This is a genomic window from Streptomyces sp. JN8, from assembly GCF_055808075.1.
On the sequence record NZ_CM147852.1, the window covers coordinates 953,552 to 972,136 of the forward strand.

The window sequence follows — 18,585 nt, forward strand, 5'->3', positions numbered from 1 at the left end:
CGGTCCCGGTGCTCAGGCGCCGTCCGCCGCCGCCCGCTGCGCGGCCGTCCGGGCGCCTCGCGCCAGCAGCCAGGCGGTGGTCTCCCCGGCGTTCTCGGCGCGGGCGACGTCGAGCGGAGTGAGGCCGTCCCAGCCGATCCGGTCGATGTCCGCGCCGGCGTCGAGGAGGCGGGCGGCGACATCGGGCCGGTCGCCCTGGCAGGCGCCCCAGAAGGCAGCGTCGATCTCGTCGGGCGAGGGGGCGGGGCGGACGGCGAGACCGGCCTCCACCAGGTCGAGAAGGCCGAGGGTCGCGGCGTCCTGGAAGGTGGGGCGGGCGCCGTGTTCGAGCAGTCTGCGGGCCGCGCGCCACTGTCCGAAGGCGCGGGCGTCGGTCAGCGGGGTTCCGTCGGCGACGACCGCTCCGTCGGCCTCGATGTCGGCTCCGGCGGCGAGGAGCGCGTCGATCATGGGCACGTCGTCGTTGCTCGCCGCCCAGTGCAGAGGGGTCTCCCGGTGGGCGCCCGCGAAACGGGCGTCCGGATCCGCGCCGGCCTCGACGAGGAGGGCGACGGTCTCCGGGCCGCGCGGCCGGTGGCCGGGCCAGTCGGCGGCGATGTGCAGCAGGCTCCGTTCGCCGGGGCCCCAGCCCGCGCGGTCCTCGGCGATCCGCGCGGTGGCGAGTCCGGGATGCGCGGCGAGCAGCGCCCGCAGGGTGGCGAGGTCGCCGGTGACGACGGCCTCGGTGACGGCTGCGGCCAGCGGGTCCCGGGAGCTGAGGGTCTGCGGGGTCGGCATGCCGCCAGGATGCCGCATGCCGGGGGCGGCCCGCGAGGACGGGGCGGGGCGGGCACGGCACTCGCAGTGATCCGGCCGGGCCCGGGGCCCGGCCGGAGCGCGGTGCGGTCGCCGCTCGGGCCGGGAGCGGTGGGGCTTCACCCGCTTGCCGGACCCCAGCTTGACGCTAATGTCGATATATAGGCCACATGTGCATCCTCCGTCCCGTGCTCATCAGGCGGCGGGAGGGCGGAGTACGGAAGGAGCCTCCCATGACCCGTAGATTGCGGGGTGCGATAGCCCTCGCCGGGGCCACCGCCCTCTGTCTGGGCGCGGTGGCGACCAGCGGGGCGGCCCAGCCCGGCGCGGCGTCGGCGCAGCGGCAGGACGTGCGGATCGGTCTGCTGCTGCCGGAGAGCAAGACCACGCGGTACGAGAAGTTCGACCGGCCGTACATCGAAGCCAAGATCAAGGAACTGGCACCGGACGCCCAGATCGACTACTACAACGCCGCCGAGAGCGCGACGACCCAGCAGCAGCAGGTGAACACGGCGCTCGCCAAGGGCGACAAGGTCCTCATCCTGGACGCCGTGGACGCCAAGTCGATCCAGTCGTCCGTGCAGAAGGCCCACGACGCGGGCGTGAAGGTCGTCGCCTACGACCGCCTCGCGCAGGGCCCGGTCGACTCGTACGTCTCGTACGACAACCGCAAGGTGGGCGAACTGCAGGGCCAGGCGCTCCTCGACGCCCTCGGCGACAAGGCCGGGACAGGCGAGATCGTGATGCACAACGGGTCGCCGACGGACCCGAACGCGGCGGAGTTCAAGGCCGGCGCGCACTCGGTCCTGGACGGCAAGGTGAAGATCGGCAAGGAGTACGACACACCGAACTGGGACCCGAACAACGCCAACCAGCAGATGTCCGGCGCGATCAGCGCCCTGGGCAAGGACAAGATCGTCGGTGTCTACTCGGCCAACGACGGACTGGCCGCGGGCATCGCGACCGCCCTGAAGGCGGCGGGCATGAACGTGCCGCTGACCGGCCAGGACGCCCAGCTCGACGCGATCCAGCGGATCCTGCTGGGCACCCAGACGATCACGGTCATGAAGCCGTACAAGCCGGAGGCGGACATCGCCGCCACGATGGCGGTCGACTTCGCCGAGGGCAAGCCCCTGCCGGCCGACCTGGTCCCCACCACCGTCACCAGCGGCAGCGGCCAGAAGGTCCCGGCCAACCTGCTGACGCCGGTCGTGGTCGACAAGACCAACATCAAGGACACCGTCGTCAAGGACGGCCTGTACACGGTGCAGGAGATCTGCACCCCGACGTACGCCGCCGCCTGCAAGGAAGCCGGTCTCCAGTAGCCGCGCGCGGCGATTCCGTCCCGGCGCGCAGCTTTCCGCCCGGGCGCACGGCAGGTCCGTCCCGGACCCTCCGGTCCCGGGCGTTCCATCCCGGCGCGCGGTCCCTCCGCCCCGCGGGGCGGGGCGGTCCGCGCGGCCGGGCGAGCGGAGGAGGCGGTTCCCTTGCCGGAGCCACCCGTGCTCTCCCTTCGGGGGATCTCCAAGCGGTTCGGCGCGGTCCAGGCCCTGAAGGACTTCGACCTGGACGTCCATCCCGGTGAGGTGGTCGCGCTGGTCGGCGACAACGGCGCCGGCAAGTCGACCGCGGTCAAGTCGATCGCCGGGGTGAACCCGCCCGACGAGGGCGTCATCACCTGGGAGGGGCGGCCGGTCTCCATCAGCCGGCCGCACGACGCCCAGAACCTCGGGATCGCCACCGTCTACCAGGACCTGGCGCTGTGCGACAACCTCGACGTGGTCGCCAACCTGTTCCTCGGCCGGGAGCTGCGGCGGTTCGGCGTGCTCGACGAGGTCCGCATGGACCAGCGGGCGCGTGAACTCCTTGACACCCTGTCCATCCGCATCCCGAGCGTCCGCATCCCCGTGGCCTCCCTCTCCGGCGGTCAGCGGCAGACGGTCGCGATCGCCCGCTCGCTGATCGGCGCGCCGAAGGTCGTCATCCTGGACGAGCCCACCGCCGCCCTGGGGGTGGAGCAGACGGCCGAAGTGCTCGACCTCGTCGAACGGCTCCGTGAGCAGGGCCTCGGCACCATTCTGATCAGCCACAACATGGTGGACGTGATGGCGGTCGCCGACCGCATCGCGGTGATGCGCCTCGGCCGCAACAACGGCTTCTTCGACAAGCGCTCGACCACCACCGAGGAGATCATCTCCGCGATCACGGGGGCCACCGACAGCGCCGTCACCCGCCGTCAGGCGCGCAAGCGGGAGCAGGAGGAGGAGCGATGAGACGCGACCGTGGCCGCGACCCCTCCGGCGGTTCCCCCGACGCGGGCAGCCAGGAACCGGCGCCCGGTGCCGTGCCCGCCGTCGACACCCGGCTCCTCGTCCGCGAGGAGGGCATCAAGGGGTACCTCGGCGAGTTCCGGCGCAGGATGCGCAGCGGCGAACTGGGCTCGCTGCCCGTCGTGCTCGCCGTCATCATCATCTGGACCGTGTTCGGCAGTCTGAACAGCACGTTCCTGTCGGCGCAGAACCTGTCCGACCTCAGTCAGCAGATCGTCGGCACGGGCATGATCGCCGTCGGGATCGTCTTCGTCCTCCTGCTGGGCGAGATCGACCTCTCCGTCGGCTCGGTCAGCGGTCTGTGCGCCGCGATCTTCGCCGTGCTCAACGTCCTGAACGGCATGAACGAGTGGCTCGCGCTGCTCGTCGCGATCGCGGGCGGCGCGGCGGTCGGGCTCATCCAGGGGTTCTTCTTCGCGAAGGTGGGGGTGCCGGCGTTCGTGGTGACCCTGGCGGGCAACCTCGCCTGGAACGGGCTCATGCTCCAGGTCCTCGGCACCAGCGGCACGGTGAACATCCCCAGCGAGAGCATCGTCTCCAAGCTGTACTCGACGATCTACCACAGCCCGGCCGCCGCGTACGTGGCGGCGGCGGTGGGGGTCGGACTGTTCCTGGCGGCCTCGCTGCTGGACGCCCAGCGGCGCCGGGCGGCCCGGGTGCCGTTCCGGCCGCTCTCCGAGATCGTGCTGCGGACCGTCGTCATCGCCGCGCTCGCCTTCGCCACCGCGTACATCCTCAACCAGTACCAGGGGCTGCCGCTCGCGCTGCTGATCTTCCTGGTCCTGCTGGTGGTGCTGGACTTCGTGCTGCGGCGCACCACGTACGGCCGCCGGATCTTCGCGGTCGGCGGGAACATCGAGGGTGCGCGCAGGGCGGGCATCAGCGTGCCGTTCATCCGGATGACGGTCTTCTCGATCGCCGGGACCATGGCGGCGGTCGGCGGCCTCTTCCTCGCCGGGCAGATCCAGTCCGCGAGCCAGACCTCCGGCGGCGGGAACCTGCTGATGAACGTGATCGCCGCGGCCGTCATCGGCGGTACGAGCCTCTTCGGCGGCCGCGGCACGGTGTGGTCGGCGCTGCTCGGCGCCCTGGTGATCGGCTCCATCCAGTCGGGCATGAACATCATGGGCGTGAGCAACGCCGTCCAGTTCATGATCACGGGCGCGGTGCTGCTGGCCGCGGTGGTGGTCGACTCCCTGTCCCGCCGCACCCAGAAGGCGGCGGGCAGGGCGTGAGCGCGCCGGAGCGGCTCAGGGCGTGTCGGAGTCCTGGCCGCCGGGGCCGATGCGGAGTTCGAAGTCGCCGTCGTACTGCTCGTGGCCGGCGATCACGGCGAGTTCGACGACCTCGGTGCCGACCTCGCCGCGGACGATCAGCGGGTCCTTGCGGAGGTCCCGCATCAGCGCCACGCACATGCCGATCATCACGAGCACGAACGGGGCCGCGACCAGGATCGTGAGGTTCTGCAGGCCCGCGAGGGCGTCGCCCTGGCCGTCGCCGATGAGGAGCATGATGGCGGCGACCGCGCCGGTCACCACGCCCCAGAACACCACCACGGGGCGGGTCGGTTCGAACGCGCCCCGCTGGGAGAGCGTGCCCATGACGATCGACGCGGCGTCCGCGCCGGACACGAAGAAGATCCCGACGAGGATCATCACGAGCAGGCTCATCGTGCCGGTGATCGGGAACTGCTGGAGCACGCCGAAGAGCTGCCCCTCCGGCGTCGTCTCGCCCGCCAGGTCGCCCTGTTCGCTCAGCTTCATCGCCGTGCCGCCGAAGATGGCGAACCACACGAGGCTGACGGTGCTGGGCACCAGGATGACCCCGCCGACGAACTGGCGGATGGTGCGGCCGCGGCTGATCCGGGCGATGAACATGCCGACGAAGGGCGTCCAGGAGATCCACCAGGCCCAGTAGAAGACGGTCCAGCTGCCCAGCCAGTCGTGGATCTCGGCCCCGCTGGTCGCCTCCGTCCGGCCGGCGAGCTGCGGGAGGTCGTCGATGTAGGCGGCGATCGAGGTCGGCAGCAGGTCGAGCACGATGATGGTGGGGCCCGCGATGAAGACGAAGACGGCGAGCACCGCGGCGAGCACCATGTTGATGTTGGAGAGCCACTGGATGCCCTTCTCCACCCCGGAGATGGCGGAGAAGACGAAGGCCACGGTCAGGACGGCGATGATGGCGACGAGCAGTCCGGTGCCGGTCTTCTCCATCCAGTTCAGTTCCTCGAAGCCGCTGCCGATCTGGAGCGCGCCCAGACCGAGCGAGGCGGCGGAGCCGAACAGGGTGGCGAAGATGGCGAGGATGTCGATGACCCGGCCGGGACCGCCGTACGCCGCCCGCTCGCCCATCAGCGGGACGAACACCGCGCTGATGGTCTGCCGGCGCCGCTTGCGGAACGTGGAGTAGGCGATGGCGAGTCCGACGACCGCGTAGATCGCCCACGGATGGAGCGTCCAGTGGAAGAGCGTGGTGGCCATGGCGGTCTGCATGCGCTCGGCCGAGTCGACGGGGTGGGTGCCGGGCGGCGGCGTGCCGTAGTGGGCGAGCGGCTCGCTCACGCCGTAGAACATCAGCCCGATGCCCATGCCGGCGCTGAACATCATGGCGATCCACGACACCGTGCGGAACTCCGGGCCCTCGCTCTCCTGGCCCAGCGTGATCCGGCCGTACCGGCTGACGGCCAGCCAGAGCGCGAACACGACGAAGCCGGACGCGGCGAGCATGAACGCCCAGCCGCCGTTGCGGATCAGTCCGTCGAGGAGGTCGCTCGACACGCTCTCCAGACTGTCGGTGGCGGTGGCGCCCCAGACGACGAACGCCACGGTCAGGACGGCGGTGACACCGAACACGATCCGGTCGGTACGGGCGCGCTGGTGTTCGGAGGGGTGGCCCGGGATGTCGGCCGTCACCGGCAACGTCTCCCGTCCGCCCGGCTCGGCGCCTGTTCGGCGGCCGTCCGGCTCCTGGTCTTCCTGCGACACAGATCACACCTTTCACGGGAAGAGCGGCATTTCAGCCCAAACCTGACGATGTCTCTGTAAGGCAGTACCACAGCCGGGGCCGAACAGCGGGGACCAACAGACCCCGACGGCCCGGCCGGTGAGCGGCGCGCGCCGCCGGGGGCGGCTCCGAAGCGTCGTATCCTCGCCCCGGACACCCCGCGCGCGGGGACGGGCGGGCACGGCGGAGCAGGGAAGAGGGCGGCACGGGTGACGGACGGACGACGGGCCGACGCGACGGCCGCGACCCCGGACGGCGGGGCCGGCGACAAGGCCGGGGTCCCGATGGGCAGGCGCGCGCGTGAGGCGGTCCTCCAGCGCATCGTGGACCGGCGGTACGCCCAGGGCGCCCGTCTGGTGGAGCGCGAGGTCGCGGAGGAGCTCGGCATGTCGCGCGTGCCGGTGCGCGAGGCGCTGCGCGCCCTGGTCTCCGAGGGCCTCCTGGAGCTGCTCCCGCACAGCGGGGTCCGCGTCCGCCGGCTCGAACGCGCCGACGTGGAGCACCTGTACGAGGTCTGGGAGCCGCTCACCGTCCAGGCGTCCCGGCTCGCGGCGCGGGCGCGCGCGGCGGGCGACACCGAGGGGCTCGCCACCCTGGAGGCGGCGCTGCACCAGGCCGAGCGGGCGGCCGCCGCGGACGAGGCGACGCGGGAGGTGGCCGCCCACACCGCCTTCCACGAGAGCATGGTCGCCATGGCGGGCAACCCGCTGCTGGCCCGCACCATGGAGCAGCTCAGCTGGCAGCTGCGCCTGGTGTTCGGCCTGCGCGAGGAGCCGGCGCACATGAGGGCCCAGCACGCCGAGATGTACCGGCACATCGCCGCCGGGGACGCCGAGGCGGCCGCGGCGAGCACGCTGCTCCACGTGCGGGACAGCCGGGCGGTCGCCCTGCGGTCCCTGTTCGGCGACGCCTGAGGGGGCGGTCGGCGCGCGGCGGTCGGGCGCGACGGTAGGCGGCGCGGCGGTCGGCGGAGTAGCACCCTTCCCTCCATTCGTATACCAGGACTGCCCGGTCGCGCATCCCTGACACCCTGAACCGGGACGAAAGCCGCATGGAATGCGTGTCTCCGATTCCTTCACCCCCCTCCCTTGTCCGCCGCCTTCGGCTTGGTATACAAAACGGGGAAGCCCTCGACCACTCCCCCAAGGAGCACCCATGTGCGTCGAAGCCATCCCCCCGCCCTCCCCCGCCGTGACCCGCCGCGGCGTCCTCGCCGGAGCGGCCGCCCTCGCCGGCACCGTGGCCGCGGCGGGGCGGGCGACCGCCGCCGACGGCCCCGCCTCCGGTTCGGGGCGCCGGACCCCCGGCACCCCGGCACGCGCCGGTCACCTGGTGATCCGGGGCGGCACCCTCCTGGACCCGGCGACCGGCGAGGTCACCGAGGACGCCGTCGTCGTCATCGAGGACGGCACCGTCCGGGCGGCGGGCCGCCGGGGCACCGTCACCGTGCCGCAGGGCGTCGGGACGCTCGACGCGCACGGCCGCTGGATCCTGCCGGGCCTGGTGGACGCCCACATCCACCTCAGCACCGCGGCGGAGGCGCGCGACGCGGTCCTCCGGGGCGCGACGAGCGCGCGCAGCGGATCGACCTCGTTCTACCAGGACATCGCCGTCCGCGAACTCGCCCGGCACAGCCCCGCCCTCGCGCCGCGGCTGCGGGCCGCCGGAGTGTTCGTCACCCCGGACCTCGGCGACACCGTGCTCGCCGACCCGGACCTGACTCCGCTGGCCCGCCTCAAGGGCGGGGTGCGCTCGGCGGAGGCGCTCCGACGGGTCGTGGAGGTGAACCTCGCGCGGGGCGCGGACGTCGTCAAGACCCGGGTCAACGAGCGCGCCGGGCTCCCGGAGCAGGACCCGCTCGCCCAGGTCTACTCGCGCGAGCAGCTCGCCGAGATCGTCGCGGCGGCCCGCCGGGGCGGTCGCGGCGTCCTCTGCCACAGCTACAGCGAGCAGGGCTGCCACGACGCCGTCATGGCGGGCATCCGCTCCCTGGAGCACGGCGCGTTCGTCGGCGAGCGCACCCTGCGCGAGATGCGGCGCCGGGGAACGTACTTCACCCCGACCCTCACCGCCATCGCCGGCCTCGCGGAGTCCCCCGACCCGGTCCTCGCCGAGCGCGGCCGCACCTATCTGCCGGTCCTGAAGCGCGCGGTCCTCGCCGCCCACGAACTGGGCGTGCCGCTGGCGGCGGGCACCGACTCCTCCGGCGGAACGGTGGACCCGATCGGCGGCGAGGTCGAACTGATGCATTCCGCGGGGCTGTCGCCGCTCGACGCGATCCGCACGGCGACGACGGGCGCGGCCCGTCTGCTGGGCCTCGGCGGCTCGGTGGGGCGGCTCACCCGCGGCTTCGCGGGCGACGCCCTGCTGCTGTCGGGCGACCCGCTCGCCGACCTGTCGGTCCTCAAGCGGCCCGTGACGGTGGTACGGGCGGGCGTCGCGGCCTGAGACCGGCCCGCCCCTCGCGTACGACCCGGCCGCCCACCGCGCCCCCTCGCCACCCTCCGCCCCGCCCCGCGGCGCCCGTCACGGCGCCCGCGGCGCCCGTAGCACGCGCAGCACCCCGTTCCCGAGAAGGAGATCCCATGCAGTCCTGGTCCACCCCGGCGTCCCCGCCCTCCTCCGCACCCTCCGCCGGCGCGCTGTCGCGCCGGACGATGCTGGCGAGGGCCGCGGCGGTGGCCGGAGCCACCGCCACCGGAGCCACCGCCGCCGGGGCCGCCGCGGCCGGGCCCGCGCAGGCGGCCGCCCCGGCCACCACCGGAGCCGCGGCGGCGGGCGCCCCCGGACACCGGCCGAGGGCGGTCGTCTTCCGCGACGTGCGCCCCTTCGGCGCGGCGCGGGCCAGGGACCTGGTGGTCGTCGACGGCCGCGTCTCCGACCGCCCGGCTCCGCACGGCGCGAAGGTCGTCGACGGAGGCGGCCGGATCGCGCTGCCGTCCCTCGTGGACGCGCACATCCACCCCGACAAGACGACCTGGGGCGGTTCCTGGGTGTCGCGGCGGCCGGCGAGCGGCATCGCCGACTACGTGGCGCAGGACGTGGAGCTGTTCCGCGGCCAGCGGCGTCCGGTCGCCGAGCGGGCGTACGGCCTGATGTCGCACGCCGTGTCCCGGGGCACCCGCGGCATGCGCGCCCACGCCGACGTCGCCCCGGCGTACGGCCTCGCCGGGGTGGAGGGGGTGGCCGAGGCCCGGGAACGGCTGCGCCACGCGCTCGACGTCCAGATCGTGGCCTTCCCGCAGCACGGGGTGATCCGGACGCCGGGGACGGCCGCGCTCCTGGAGCGGGCGGCGCGCGAGGGGCTGATCGACATGATCGGCGGCATCGACCCGATCGGCTTCGACGAGGCGCTCGACGACCAGCTGGACGTCGTGTTCGGCATCGCGGAACGCCACGGCGTGGGGGTGGACATCCACCTGCACGACCGCGGGGAGAAGGGCATGAAGGCGATGCGGGGCATCGTGGACCGTACGCGGGCGCTGTCGCTCGCGGGCCGGGTCACGGTGAGCCACGTCTTCTGCCTGCCGGAGCTGTCGGACCGCGAACTGGGGGCGATCGCGGCCGACCTCGGGGACCAGGACATCGCGCTGACCACGGTCGCCCCCTCCGACTCGCTGGTCCTGCCGATCGAGCGCCTGCGGGAGCACGGGGTGCGGGTCGGACTCGGTTCGGACGGCGTGCGGGACTCGTGGAGCCCGTTCGGGAACGCCGACATGATGCACCGTGCCCACATCCTCGGCTGGGTGACGGACGTGCGCCTGGACGACGAGCTGACCGGCTGCTACGAGGTCGCGGCGCACGGCGGGGCCGACGTCATGGGCCTGGCGCGCGCGGACTTCAGGGCCGGCGCGCCCGCCGACTTCGTCCTGGTCCGGGGCGAGTGCCTGCCGCAGGTGGTCGTGGACATGCCCCGCCGCGACCTGGTGGTGCACGGGGGTGCGGTGGTGGCCCGGGACGGCGAGTTCCTGGCCTGAGCCGCGCCCCGGTCCGGCCGGCGTCCGAGGACTACAGATAGGGCCGCGTGATCAGCTCGAAGGCGTGGCCGCCGGGGTCCTTGAAGTAGACGCCGCGGCCGCCGTGCTCGGAGTTGGTCTCGCCGGGCCGCTTCATCTGGGGGTCCGCCCAGTGCTCGACGCCCTGCTCGCGGAGCCGGGCGTAGGCCCGCTCGAAGAGCTCGTCGTCGACGAGGAAGGCGTAGTGCTGCATCTGGATGTCCACCGGGGGCTCGGCGAACTGGATGAGGACGCCGTCGGCGAGCTGGACGTTGACGAAGGGGCCCCAGGAGGGGGCTTCGGGGAGCTCCAGGAGCTCCCGGAAGAACCGCGCGGACGCGTGGCGGTCCTTCGCGGCGATGATGGTGTGGTTGAACGTGACTGCCATGGGGATGACCTCGCTGTGGGTTCGACACGAAAGGGGACTCGTCGCAGTGCCGGGGCACTGGGGGGTCCGCGTGCGGAACCGCGGGGGTGCGGGGGACGCACCCACGGAGCGGTCAGTCGTCCACCGGATGGCCCGTCTGTGTGTGGCGTCTCGTCGCCGGTCCGGTGTTCACGTCGGAGGACCTTACGTGATCATCGCCGGGCCGACAAGCCGTCAGAGGTTCCGGGCGCCCGGGCCACCCGACCGAACCGCCGTCCTCCGCCGGGGAGTCGGGCAGCCGGTCGCGGTGCGGCTCAGCCGTTCGGGAGGATGACGGCCCGCCCCTCGACACGGCCCGCGTGCAGGCGCTCGTAGGCCTTCGGGGCGTCGTCCAGGCCGTAGGTCTCGGTGTGCACGTCGATCGCCCCGGCCCGGGCCAGGTCGAGCACCTCGACGAGTTCGGCCCGCGTCCCCCAGTACGGGGACGTGACCGAGACCTCGTACGGCAGGCTGCCGAACCCGACGGGCAGGGTGCCGCCGCCGAGGCCGACGATGGTGACGTCGCCCTCGATCGCGACCATGGCGCCGGCCGCCGCGACCGTCGGCGGGGCACCGACGAAGTCGAGGACCACCTCCGCCCCCCGTCCGCCGGTCAGTTCGCGCACGGCGGCGGCCGCCCCGGCGCCCGACAGGACGGTCTCGTGCGCGCCGACGGCGCGGGCCAGGGCCAGCTTCTCCTCCGTGACGTCCAGGGCGACGACCCGGGCCGCCGTCATGGCCCGCAGGATCTGGACGGCGACGTGCCCGAGCCCGCCGGCGCCGATGACGACGACGGTGCTGCCGGGGACCAGCTTCGGGAGGGAGCGCTTGACCGCGTGGTACGGGGTGAGGCCGGCGTCCGTGAGCGGTACGGCCCGGACGGGGTCGAGCCCGCCGAGCGGGACGAGGTGGCGGGGGCTGTCCACGATCATGTACTCGGCGATGGCGCCGGGGGCGCCGAGTCCCGGCGGCCTGATGCCCAGTTCGGCGGCGCGCAGGCAGTAGTTCTCCCTGCCGCGGGCGCAGGCGGAGCAGCTGCCGCAGCCCCAGGGGCCGTAGACGGCGACCGCGTCGCCGACGGCGAAGCCCTCCGCACCGGCGCCGAGCCCCTCGACGGTGCCGACGCCCTCGTGTCCGAGGGTCAGCGGCAGCGGGAAGGAGAGCTGTTCGGCGGGCAGGCTCATGACCGCGATGTCGGAGTGGCAGACGCCGGCGGCGGTGACCTTGAGGAGCACCTGGCCGGGTCCGGGCTCGGGGTCGGGGACGGTGACGACCTCGGGGGCGGCGCCCACCGTGCGGTACTGCAGTGCCTTCATCGCGTGTTCCTCTCGTGTGCGTTGTCGTGCGTGTGCGCCCCGAGCCGGCCGCCCCTCTGCCCTCGCCGGGCGCCTCCCGGGTCCGTGCCCCTGCGGCCCGTGCCGTGCGGTGCGGCCAGCTCACCCCACACCTATACGTGCATCATACAGCTATCACTGTCGTAACGGCACATTCTGCGAGTATCACCACCTCACACCTCATGGCGGGTGTTCTGACGACTTGTCGCCAAGAGCCGCCCTTCCACGTATGGAGGGGGCCGTTCCGGGCAAAACGTCGGCGGGCCGATCGGGCCCGCGCGAGAGGAGAGTGCCGTGCTGTCCGATCTCTTCGACCGACTGTTCCGACGCCGCGGCTCGGAGGGCCGCCCGGGGGCGGGCCCCCGGGGACCCGCACGCTCACCGGGGAGGGTGGTGCTCGACGCGGACTTCACCTCCACCGCGCAGTGGGTCGCCGGCCGTTCCTGGGCCTATCCCGGCGGCGGTCCGACCAACCCCGGGGACAACAAGCTCGACCACCTCGTCGAGGACCCCGCCTACAGCAGGTCCGGGGTCTTCCGGGCGACCCGCCGCCCCGACGGCAAGTGGGACGCGGGGCTGCTCACGACCGAGGGCAGCGCCGAGGCGTTCCTGGTGCGGGCCGACGACGTCCTGGAGGCGCGGGTGCGCCTGCCGGTGGAGACGGGGGCGTGGCCGGCGATCTGGACCTGGCTCGACGGCGGGCAGGAGATCGACGTCTTCGAGTACCACCCCGACAACCCCGACCTGCTGGAGCTGTCGAACCGGATCAGGTCCCGGCACCTCTACTACCGGAACCCGGCGATCCGCCCGGGGGCCTGGGTCGACCTGCGGGTCGAGTTCGGCGCCCGCAACGTGGTGTGGTGGGTGAACGGCGCCCGGGTCTTCGACGACCGCCGCGGGGTGGGGCGGTCCTGGCGGGCGCACCTCATCGTGAACCTCTCGGTCTGCGCGGGCCGCTACCACCCGGCGCCGGACCCCTCGGTGTCGGCGATGTCGTACGAGGTGGCGCAGTTGCGGGTGTACCGGGACTGATCCCGTCGCACCGGGTCCGTCGGGCGCGCGCCCGACGGCCCGCGCCCCCTCGGCGCCGCCGGCGACGCGCGCGGGAGGAGGGGGATGCGGGTCCCGGAGGAATCGTCGTTGCGTAGGCTCGAAGCGAGCGTTCCGCGCACCGCACCGTGCCGCCCGTACGACGAGGAGGACCCTCCCATGAACACCGCCGACGAGGGACGGCAGCAGCAGTTGGACGCGGCCAGCGTCCTCAACGCGAAGACCACCCTCCTCCAGCTCCTCGCACGCGCGGGGGTCTACACCGGCGACGCGGAGGAACTCATCGGACTCGTCGAGGCCGGCGCGCTCGCCCTGGCCCACGCGGAGATCGCCGGGGCGCGGCGGGACGCCCCTCCGCACGGGCCGGCGGCCGAGCAGGGGGAGCGCTACGCGGCGGGCTGGTCCGACGGCGCCCTGGCCGTCACCGGCGAACTCGGCGCCGTCGCCGAGCGGGCCCTGCTCCAGGCCGTCGCCACCGCCCCGTCGGCCGACTCCCCCGACGAGCCCTCCCCCGTCAGACGCGCCGAGATGGAGCGGGCGAAGGTGGCCGTCACGCCGCTGTACCTGTCGTTCGCCGACGTCTCCGAACTCGACCCGGAGGTCACGGAGCAGGTGCTCGGCGCGGTCCTGCGCACGATGAGCCCGCGCCAGCGGGCCGGGTATCCGGGGCGGCTGACGCGGTTCACCTCCGTCCACCACGCCCACCTGGAGCGGCTGTACGCGCAGTACGGGCCGGGCAGTCCGATCGCGATCCACGGCCGCTACTCCCTCGTGCACTCCCCGGCGAGCGTGGCCGTGCTGGAGCGCCTGGCCGAGACCCCCTCGGCCCTGCACGAGGAATGGGACGCGGCCGAGCTGCCCCCGGCCTGGCTGGACGGTCTGACGACGGCCTGGGGGTCACCGGCCTGAGCCGGCCGGCCCCGACCCGCCGGAGTCGTACCCCCCGACCCGCCCCGCCGGACTCGCGCCCCCCCGACCCGCCCCGCCGGACTCGCGCCCCCCCGACCCGCCCCTTCCAACTCCGCTCCTCCGCCGCAGCGTTGTCATCCCCCTCCCGAGCCGGAGCCGTGGATCCTCGATTCCGCCACCAGGGCTACTTAGGTTAGGCTAAGTTTAGTTCGAGTGCGTCGACTCGGGGTGTCCACCTCCGGGTACGCGACACGTCCCCATCCTCAGGAGAGACGGAAGAGCATGACCTTTCGGGTCGCGGTGGCCGGAGCCAGTGGCTATGCCGGTGGGGAGATCCTCCGCCTGATCGCCTCACATCCCGGTCTCGACATCGGCGTCCTCGCCGCGCACAGCAGCGCCGGGCGCACCCTCGGCGAGGTGCAGCCGCAGCTGTCCGCGCTCGCCGACCGGGTGCTCACGGAGACGTCGGCGGACGCGCTCCGCGGCCACGACGTCGTGTTCCTCGCCCTGCCGCACGGGCAGTCGGGCGCGCTCGCCGGGGAGTTGGGCCCCGACACCCTGGTCGTCGACTGCGGCGCGGACTTCCGGCTGCGCGACCCGGCCGAGTGGAAACGCTTCTACGGCTCCGAGCACGCCGGCACCTGGCCCTACGGGCTCCCCGAGCTGCCGGGCGCCCGGGACGAGTTGAAGGGCACCTCCAGGATCGCCGTACCGGGGTGCTACCCGACCGCCGTCACCCTCGCGCTCTTCCCCGCGCACGCCGCCCGCCTCGTCGAACCCGAGGTCGTCGTCGTGGCGGCGAGCGGCACCTCCGGAGCGGGCCGCTCCGCCGAGCCCCGCCTGCTGGGCTCCGAGGTGATGGGCTCCATGACCCCGTACGGCGTCGGCGGCGGCCACCGGCACACCCCCGAACTCACCCAGAACCTGTCCCTCGCGGCGGGCGAGCCGGTCACCGTCTCCTTCACCCCCACCCTCGCCCCGATGCCCCGCGGCATCCTCGCCACCTGCTCCGCCCGGCTCCGCCCGCACGTGGACGCCGACGGGGGCCTGCGCGAGGTCCGCGAGGTCTTCGAGGCCGCCTACGCCGACGAACCGTTCGTCCGGCTGCTACCCCAGGGCCAGTGGCCGTCCACGGCCGCGGTGCTCGGATCCAACACGGTGCAGGTGCAGGTGGCCGTCGACCCGGCCGCCCGCCGCCTCGTCTGCGTGAGCGCCGTCGACAACCTGACGAAGGGCACCGCCGGTGGCGCGGTGCAGAGCATGAACGTCGCCCTCGGCCTGCCCGAAGGGCTCGGCCTGCCCATGAATGGAGTGGCACCGTGACCGTGACCGCCGCCCGGGGATTCCTCGCCAGCGGGGTGGCCGCCGGGATCAAGACGTCCGGGGATCCCGACCTCGCCCTGGTGGTGAACCGGGGCCCCGCACCGGCCGCCGCGGGGGTCTTCACCTCCAACCGGATCCAGGCCGCGCCGGTCCGCTGGTCGCGGCGGGCGCTCGCCCGCGGTCCGGTCACCGCGGTCGTCCTCAACTCCGGCGGCGCCAACGCGTGCACCGGGCAGACCGGTTCGGAGGACGCCCGGACCATGGCCGAGGAGACGGCCCGCGCCGTCGGCGTCACCCCGGAGGCCGTGGCCGTCTGCTCCACCGGACTCATCGGCGTCCCGCTGCCCATGGACCGGATCACGGCCGGGATCGCGCGCGCCGCGGACCGGCTCGCCGACGACGGCGGCGAGGACGCTGCCGTCGCCATCAAGACGACCGACACGGTCCACAAGACCGCCGTCGCCTCCCGGTCCGGCTGGACGGTCGGCGGCATGGCGAAGGGCGCGGGGATGCTCGCGCCCGGCCTCGCCACCATGCTCGTCGTCCTCACCACCGACGCCGCGGCGGACGGTCCGGCACTGGACTCCGCGCTGCGCTCCGCCGTACGGACCACCTTCGACCGGGTGGACTCCGACGGCTGCATGTCCACCAACGACACCGTCCTGCTGCTCGCCTCGGGCACCTCCGGCGTGACCCCCGCGGACGCGGACCTCGCCGAGGCCGTCCACGCCGTCTGCCTCGACCTGGCCCGCCAGCTCGTCGCCGACGCGGAGGGCGCGTCCAAGGAGATCGAGGTGGCGGTCGTCGGCGCCGCGTCCGAGGACGACGCCGTGACCGTCGGCCGCTCGGTCGCCAGGAACAACCTCCTCAAATGCGCCCTGCACGGGGAGGACCCGAACTGGGGCCGGGTGCTGTCGGCGATCGGCACCACCGACGCCGTGTTCGACCCCGACCGCCTGGACGTGGCCATCAACGGCGTGTGGGTCTGCCGGGACGGCGCGGCCGGGGAGGCCCGGGAGAAGGTCGACATGACCGGCCGCCGCATCACGGTCACGGTCGACCTGCGCGCCGGCGAGGCGTCCGCGGAGATCTGGACCAACGACCTGACGGCCGAGTACGTGCACGAGAACAGCGCCTACAGCTCATGAGCCGAGGAGGTACGAGAATGAGGACGCTCCGCGAGCAGCCCGCCGTGCGCGGTGCGGACGGTGCGAGACGGACGGGCACCGGTCCGGGAGCGGACGCCGCCGCCCTGCCCGCCGCGGACGTCCCATGGTCCGAGGAGCTCCAGGGCAGGACCGTCGTCGTCAAGTGCGGCGGCAGCACCCTGGAGGACCCGGCGCTCCGCCGGTCGTTCGCCCAGGACGTCGTCGAACTCTGGCAGGCGGGCCTCGATCCGGTCGTGGTGCACGGCGGCGGTCCCCAGATCAGCTCGATGCTCGACCGCCTCGCCCTGGAGGTCCGGTTCGAGGCCGGCATGCGGGTGACCACCCCCGAGGCCATGGACGTCGTCCGCATGGTGCTGACCGGGCAGGTCCAGCGGGACCTGGTCGGCGCCATCAACGCCCACGGCCCCTTCGCCGTCGGCATGTCGGGCGAGGACGCCCACACCCTGACCGCCGTGCGCCGCCCCGCCCGGGTCGACGGCCGGACCGTCGACATCGGTCTCGTCGGCGACATCGTCGGCGTGGACCCGGACACCGTGCGGAACCTCCTCTCGGGCGGCCGCATACCGGTGGTGTCCCCCGTCGCGCGCGGCGCCGACGGGCAGGTCTACAACGTGAACGCCGACCTCGCGGCCTCGGCCCTGGCCGTCGCCCTCGGCGCCGACCGGCTCGTGATGCTCACCGACGTCCCCGGCCTGTACGCGGACTGGCCGCGCAGCACCGAGGTCGTCGCCCGGCTGACGGCACGGGAACTGGAGACGCTGCTCCCCGGCCTCGCGGGCGGGATGCTGCCGAAGATGGAGGGCTGCCTGCGGGCGGTCCGGTCCGGGGTCGGACGCGTCCACGTCCTCGACGGACGCACCCCGCACGCCGTCCTCCGGGGCGTCCTCACCGAGGAGAACCCCGGCACCACGGTCCTGCCCGACGACGCCCCGGCCGCCCCGGGAAACCCCGCATGAGCGCCCCCGCGGTTCCCGCAGCCCCCGGGACGGGCACCCCGCCGGCGCGGACCCTCACGGACCGCTGGCGCGCCGTCATGATGGACACCTATGGCACACCGCCGCTGGCCCTGGTCCGCGGCGAGGGCCGCACCGTCTGGGACGAATCCGGGCGCGCCTACACGGACTTCACCGGCGGGATCGCGGTCAGCACGCTCGGCCACGCCCACCCGGCCGTGGTCGCCGCCGTGCACGAGCAGCTCACGCGGCTCGGCCACGTCTCGAACCTGTTCGTCGCGGAGCCCCCGGTCGCGCTCGCGGAGCGGCTCCTCGGGCTGTTCGGCCGACCGGACGGCCGGGTCTTCTTCGCCAACTCCGGCGCGGAAGCGAACGAGGCGGCCTTCAAGGCCGCGCGGCGGACCGGACGCCCGCGGGTGGTCGCGATGGAGGGCGGCTTCCACGGTCGCACCATGGGCGCCCTGGCCCTCACCGGGCAGCCCGCCAAGCGCGAGCCGTTCCTGCCGCTGCCCGGCGAGGTCACGCACGTCCCCTTCGGCGACGTCGACGCCCTGCGCGCCGCGGTCGCGGAGGACACCGCCGCCGTCTTCGTCGAGCCCGTGCAGGGCGAGGCCGGCGTGATCCCGGCGCCGCCCGGGTATCTGCGGGCCGCCCGGGCGCTCACCCGTGCCGCGGGAAGCCTGCTCGTGCTCGACGAGGTGCAGACCGGGATCGGCCGGACCGGCCACTGGTTCGCGCACCTGGCCGAGGCGGGGGTGGACCCGGACGTGGTGACCCTGGCCAAGGGGCTCGGCGGCGGGCTGCCGATCGGCGCCACGGTGGCGTTCGGCGACGCGGCGGAGCTGCTCGCCCCCGGCCAGCACGGCTCCACCTTCGGCGGCAACCCGGTCGCCTGCGCCGCCGGTCGCGCCGTCCTGGACACCATCGTGTCGGAGGGGCTCCTGGAGCACGCCGCGCGGATGGGCGCCCTGCTGCGGTCCGGTACGGAGGAGGCGAAGCACCCGCTGGTCGCGGAGGTGCGGGGCGCGGGGCTGCTCCTCGGGATCGTGCTGACCGAACCGACCGCCGAACGGGTCCGGAGCGCGGCGCAGGAGGCCGGTCTCCTGGTGAACGCGGCCGGCCCCTCGACCGTACGCCTCGCCCCGGCGCTGACCGTCTCCGAGCGTGAGGTCGGGGAGCTCGTGGAGGCGCTGCCGGCGATCCTCGACCGCGCCGCGGTCCGCCGGTAGGCGACCGGGGCCCTTGCGCGGCCGCGCTCGCGACCCGGTTCGCGAGCGCGGCCGCCGTTCTTCCCCGAGCACGGGCCGCCCGGGGCCGC

16 protein-coding genes are annotated in these 18,585 nt (G+C 73.9%); 12 read left to right on the forward strand and 4 right to left on the reverse strand.

The window, feature by feature from the left end:
* Nucleotides 1-12 precede the first annotated feature (12 nt).
* Nucleotides 13-777 carry an ankyrin repeat domain-containing protein gene (locus ACY0MR_RS04135; protein ID WP_473559162.1) on the reverse strand — a complete coding sequence of 255 codons (765 nt, stop codon included), beginning with the start codon at nt 775-777 and terminating at the stop codon, nt 13-15.
* A gap of 251 nt (nt 778-1,028) precedes the next feature.
* Here ACY0MR_RS04135 and ACY0MR_RS04140 point away from each other — a divergent pair, with 251 nt between their 5' ends.
* The 3 genes from ACY0MR_RS04140 to ACY0MR_RS04150 all read left to right on the forward strand — a co-directional run bounded on the left by ACY0MR_RS04140 (nt 1,029) and on the right by ACY0MR_RS04150 (nt 4,360).
* Nucleotides 1,029-2,120 carry a sugar ABC transporter substrate-binding protein gene (locus ACY0MR_RS04140; RefSeq protein WP_388794735.1) on the forward strand — a complete coding sequence of 364 codons (1,092 nt, stop codon included), beginning with the start codon at nt 1,029-1,031 and terminating at the stop codon, nt 2,118-2,120.
* A 162-nt stretch (nt 2,121-2,282) separates the two neighbouring features.
* Nucleotides 2,283-3,068, forward strand: a complete 786-nt coding sequence (locus ACY0MR_RS04145; RefSeq protein WP_361854269.1) for an ATP-binding cassette domain-containing protein — start codon at nt 2,283-2,285, stop codon at nt 3,066-3,068.
* Nucleotides 3,065-4,360 (forward strand): sugar ABC transporter permease, encoded by a 1,296-nt coding sequence (locus ACY0MR_RS04150; protein ID WP_361854266.1) that lies wholly within the window; start codon nt 3,065-3,067, stop codon nt 4,358-4,360. Before ACY0MR_RS04145 ends, ACY0MR_RS04150 begins: the two co-directional genes overlap by 4 nt.
* A gap of 15 nt (nt 4,361-4,375) precedes the next feature.
* On the opposite strand, the gene ACY0MR_RS04155 is transcribed toward ACY0MR_RS04150, so the two are convergent.
* A complete protein-coding gene (locus ACY0MR_RS04155; RefSeq protein ID WP_388794742.1) occupies nt 4,376-6,109 on the reverse strand; it encodes a BCCT family transporter in 1,734 nt (577 codons plus the stop codon).
* Between the two features lie 303 nt (nt 6,110-6,412).
* Between ACY0MR_RS04155 and ACY0MR_RS04160 the strand changes: the two genes are divergently transcribed.
* From ACY0MR_RS04160 to ACY0MR_RS04170, 3 genes are all read left to right on the forward strand, one after another.
* Nucleotides 6,413-7,042: a GntR family transcriptional regulator gene (locus tag ACY0MR_RS04160; RefSeq protein WP_473561684.1), complete on the forward strand. Its 630-nt coding sequence runs from the start codon at nt 6,413-6,415 to the stop codon at nt 7,040-7,042.
* A gap of 241 nt (nt 7,043-7,283) precedes the next feature.
* On the forward strand, nt 7,284-8,576 hold the full coding sequence (locus tag ACY0MR_RS04165) for an amidohydrolase family protein (protein ID WP_473559165.1): 1,293 nt from the start codon (nt 7,284-7,286) through the stop codon (nt 8,574-8,576).
* Nucleotides 8,577-8,785: 209 nt separating this feature from the next.
* Complete coding sequence (locus ACY0MR_RS04170) at nt 8,786-10,105, forward strand: amidohydrolase (protein WP_473561686.1); 1,320 nt, start codon at nt 8,786-8,788, stop codon at nt 10,103-10,105.
* 31 nt (nt 10,106-10,136) lie between these two features.
* Here the strand turns inward: ACY0MR_RS04170 and ACY0MR_RS04175 are convergent, their stop codons facing one another.
* A complete protein-coding gene (locus ACY0MR_RS04175; RefSeq protein WP_388794748.1) occupies nt 10,137-10,511 on the reverse strand; it encodes a VOC family protein in 375 nt (124 codons plus the stop codon).
* A gap of 293 nt (nt 10,512-10,804) precedes the next feature.
* On the reverse strand, nt 10,805-11,845 hold the full coding sequence (locus ACY0MR_RS04180) for an NAD(P)-dependent alcohol dehydrogenase (protein ID WP_473559167.1): 1,041 nt from the start codon (nt 11,843-11,845) through the stop codon (nt 10,805-10,807).
* Nucleotides 11,846-12,253: 408 nt separating this feature from the next.
* On the opposite strand from ACY0MR_RS04180, the gene ACY0MR_RS04185 reads away from it, so the two are divergent.
* The 6 genes from ACY0MR_RS04185 (at nt 12,254) to ACY0MR_RS04210 (ending at nt 18,496) form a co-directional block, all read left to right on the forward strand.
* Nucleotides 12,254-12,895 carry a beta-glucanase gene (locus ACY0MR_RS04185; protein WP_392863848.1) on the forward strand — a complete coding sequence of 214 codons (642 nt, stop codon included), beginning with the start codon at nt 12,254-12,256 and terminating at the stop codon, nt 12,893-12,895.
* Between the two features lie 177 nt (nt 12,896-13,072).
* Nucleotides 13,073-13,822: a hypothetical protein gene (locus tag ACY0MR_RS04190; RefSeq protein ID WP_403319107.1), complete on the forward strand. Its 750-nt coding sequence runs from the start codon at nt 13,073-13,075 to the stop codon at nt 13,820-13,822.
* A gap of 282 nt (nt 13,823-14,104) precedes the next feature.
* The gene (gene argC / locus ACY0MR_RS04195) at nt 14,105-15,145 is read left to right on the forward strand and encodes an N-acetyl-gamma-glutamyl-phosphate reductase (RefSeq protein WP_388794757.1); all 1,041 of its coding nucleotides are present in this window, start codon (nt 14,105-14,107) and stop codon (nt 15,143-15,145) included.
* Nucleotides 15,142-16,293, forward strand: a complete 1,152-nt coding sequence (argJ, locus tag ACY0MR_RS04200) for a bifunctional glutamate N-acetyltransferase/amino-acid acetyltransferase ArgJ (protein WP_473559170.1) — start codon at nt 15,142-15,144, stop codon at nt 16,291-16,293. The genes argC and argJ overlap by 4 nt, the downstream gene beginning before the upstream one ends.
* Nucleotides 16,294-16,310: 17 nt before the next feature.
* Nucleotides 16,311-17,270 (forward strand): acetylglutamate kinase, encoded by a 960-nt coding sequence (argB, locus tag ACY0MR_RS04205; protein WP_388794763.1) that lies wholly within the window; start codon nt 16,311-16,313, stop codon nt 17,268-17,270.
* Nucleotides 17,267-18,496 (forward strand): acetylornithine transaminase, encoded by a 1,230-nt coding sequence (locus ACY0MR_RS04210; protein WP_473559172.1) that lies wholly within the window; start codon nt 17,267-17,269, stop codon nt 18,494-18,496. The genes argB and ACY0MR_RS04210 overlap by 4 nt, the downstream gene beginning before the upstream one ends.
* The last annotated feature ends 89 nt before the right edge of the window (nt 18,497-18,585 follow it).